Genomic DNA, 3269 nt, shown 5'->3' on the forward strand with positions numbered 1-3269 from the left:
TGACGCGCACGGTGACGGTGGACGACGACGCGCCGCCCACGCTGACCCTGCTGGGCCAAGCGACGCAGCGGCTCGAGTGCGCCACGCCATTCAACGATCCGGGGGCCACCGCCAACGATGCGTGCTTCGGGGATCTGACGGGCAGCATCACCCGCAACGGCACCGTCAACACCGGTGCGCCGAACGACTACCCGCTCGTGTACAACGTGACGGACGGGGCGGGGAACAGCGCGCCCTCCGTCAGCCGCACGGTGGAGGTGCGTGACACGCAGCAGCCGTCCATCACCGTGCTCGGCCCTCTCAGCGATTCGTACGAGTGCGGTTCGGGCGAGTACCTCGATCCGGGGGCGACGGCGGCCGACAGCTGCGCGGGCAACCTGACGTCCGCCATCGTAGCCACCCCGACGCAAGACCCGAATGTTCCGGCCCGCTTCACCCTCACATACCGCGTGGTGGATCCATCCGGTAACACCGCGGTCTCGCCGGTCACCCGTACGGTGACGATGAACGACAGTTCCCCGCCTACGATCGTGCTCAACGATCCCGACCCCATGACGCTTGAATGCCCTGCGCCCTTCAACGATCCGGGTGCGACGGCCAGCGACCTGTGCTTGGGGGATGTGTCCAGCAGCATCACTCGGACGGGCACCGTGGATACAGGTGTTCCAGCCAGTTACGAGCTCACTTACGACGTGGCGGATTCGGCGGGGAATCGAGCGCTTCCGGTCAGCCGTAGGGTGAACGTGGTCGACCATCGGCCACCTGTGATCGCATGCCCCGACCCTCTCGTCGTCACGATCGAGGAAGGGGAGCAGGGGAGCACTGTCACCCTTGCGGAGGCCGCTGCCGAGGACGAGTGCGATCCCACAGTGAGGATCGACAGTCCTCCGGAGACGCTCTTCCTGGTGGGCACCACAACGGTGACGTACACGGCGACAGACGATGCGGGGAACACCGCGACCTGCACCTCGACAGTCACTGTGAAGGTGACTGCCGCTCTGCCGGACACGCTGATCGTCTCCCACCCTCCTGAGGAGACCGAGGACACGGGGGCGACGTTCGAGTTCCGCGCCACCAAGCCGAACGTGACGTACGAGTGCAGCCTGGATGGCTCCGACTTCAGCGAGTGCTCGGTTACCACTACCCTCAACGCGCTCGCCGAGGGTGAACACACCCTGCGGGTGCGCGCGAGAGACAGCTCGGGCAATGTGGACCCGACCCCTGCCTTCGCCACCTGGATGGTCGTGCCTCCTCCCGTCGCGGAGCTGGACCGCGCCCTGTTGGGAGGTGCCGGCTGCTCTTCAACGGGTGACAGTCCTTCTTCACTGGCGATGGTGGGGCTGGGCGTGCTCGCGGTCCTGTGGGCCAGGAAGCGCACGGACGCAGGTCTGTCGGCCCTGGTCGTCCTGCTCGTCGGCGCCAGGGCCTTCGCCCAGCCTCAGGGCGTACCCACGTTCGAGCTGGAGCTCCTGAGGCTCAACCCCAGCGGGACGGGCTCCCTGTTGCTCGGAACCGGCGAGCTGCCGTCAGCTGGTGACTATCGCTTCTCCCTCACCACCCATTATGAGAACGACCCCCTCGTCCTCTTCCAGAACGGCACGGAAGTGGGTGTGGTCGTGCGGCACCGGGCCACGGCGCATCTGGCCGCCTCTTATGGCTTGTGGGGCTGGTTGGAGCTCGGAGCCCAGGTGCCCGTGCTGCTCCTCCAGCGCGGGGATGACCTGACGGGCCAGGGCATCGGCAAACCCGAAGGAGGACTCTCGCCCGGCACGCCCCTGCTCACCCTGCGGCTCAAGCTGCTCGCCCAGCGTGAAGAGGATCCGGTGGATCTCTCGCTGGGAGTTCATGCGGGCCCCACGGTGGGCAGCGGCGCGGCGCTCGCTCGGGAGCCGCGTGCCATCCCCAGCCTCATGGTAGGCCGCCGCTTCAGTCGCCTGCGCGCCGCGCTCGACGCGGGCATCCTCTTAAGGCCCCGCACCATCTTGAGCGATGATGGGAACATCCAGGACGAGCTCGGTCATGCGCTGCGCCTGGGAGGGACGCTGGCCACCCTCGGCGAGCGACTGCGCGGAGAGCTGGCCGTCCTCGTCTCGGTGCCCTTGCGCCGCGAGGGCTCCGCCATCGAGACCCTGACCGGTGCGCGCTGGCCCGTGAGTGACTCGCTCGAGGCGTACGGGCTCGCGGGCCTCGGCTTTGGCAGTGCGCCGGGCACCCCCGATTTCCGTCTGCTGCTCGGGGTGGCCTATGGGCGCACGCGGCCCGTCCCGGCCGAGGTGGCCAGGCCTGAGCCCACTCCCGAGCCGAAGGACACGGACGGTGATGGCCTCGTGGACGGAGTGGATCAGTGCCCCTCCGTGGTGGGCCTGCCGGAACTCCAGGGCTGCCCGGATCAGGACGGTGATGGTCTGGCGGATGAGGTGGATCGATGCCCGAGCGAGCCCGGGCCGGCGGAGCGGCAAGGCTGCCCGGCAAAGGACTCGGATGGCGATGCCATCCTGGATGAGGTGGATGCCTGCCCCATGGAGCCGGGCATCCCGGAGATGCATGGCTGCCCCGCCCGCGACACCGACAAGGACACGGTGCAGGACCACCTGGACAACTGCCCGGAGGTGGTGGGCCCGCCCGGCAATCAGGGCTGCCCCGTCGAGGAGAAGCAACTGGTGGCCATCCAGAAGGACCGCATCCAGATCAAGGACACGGTCCACTTCGACTTCGACAAGGCCGTCATCCAGGCTCGCTCCTTCCCGCTGCTGGATCAGGTGGCCCGCATCCTCCTCGAGCACCCGGAGATCCTCTCAGTAACGATCGAGGGCCACACGGATGATCAGGGCTCGGCCGAGTACAACCGCTCCCTGTCCCAGCGACGCGCGGAGGCAGTGCGCGACTACCTCGCCCAGAAGACGGTGGCCCCCGAGCGCATGGAGGCCCGAGGCTTCGGCGAGGATCGCCCCGTGCAATCCAACGCCACCGAGGAGGGGCGCGCGGCCAACCGCCGCGTCGAGTTCATCACCCGTTACACGCAGGCCGGGCCATGAAGGGGAGGGGCGCTCTGCTCCAGAACCCGGTTCTCTCAGGCGCTGAGAATCGCTGCTCCTTGAGACAACGCGAGAGGTCTCCCTGACCCAGGGAGCTGTTGGCACCGTCCTTGCGCGGGGAGGAGCTGGCGTCAGCGTGCGAGGGCTCCGTATTCGCTGGGGGGAGCAAGCACGCATTTCAGCGGAGGCGGACGCCGTACCCTCCAGGGTGACTGAGAGGGTAGTGCGTGCGCT

The 3269-nt window shown here is 68.0% G+C and carries 1 protein-coding gene; it reads left to right on the forward strand.

Annotated elements, in window-relative coordinates:
• The coding region (locus VD972_RS40505; RefSeq protein ID WP_324994541.1) for an immunoglobulin-like domain-containing protein at positions 1-3035 on the forward strand (3035 nt) is incomplete at its 5' end.
• Between the last annotated feature and the right edge of the window lie 234 nt (positions 3036-3269).

Origin of the sequence: Hyalangium sp., assembly GCF_035629615.1 — a bacterium.
In the GTDB taxonomy this organism is placed as follows: domain Bacteria; phylum Myxococcota; class Myxococcia; order Myxococcales; family Myxococcaceae; genus Hyalangium.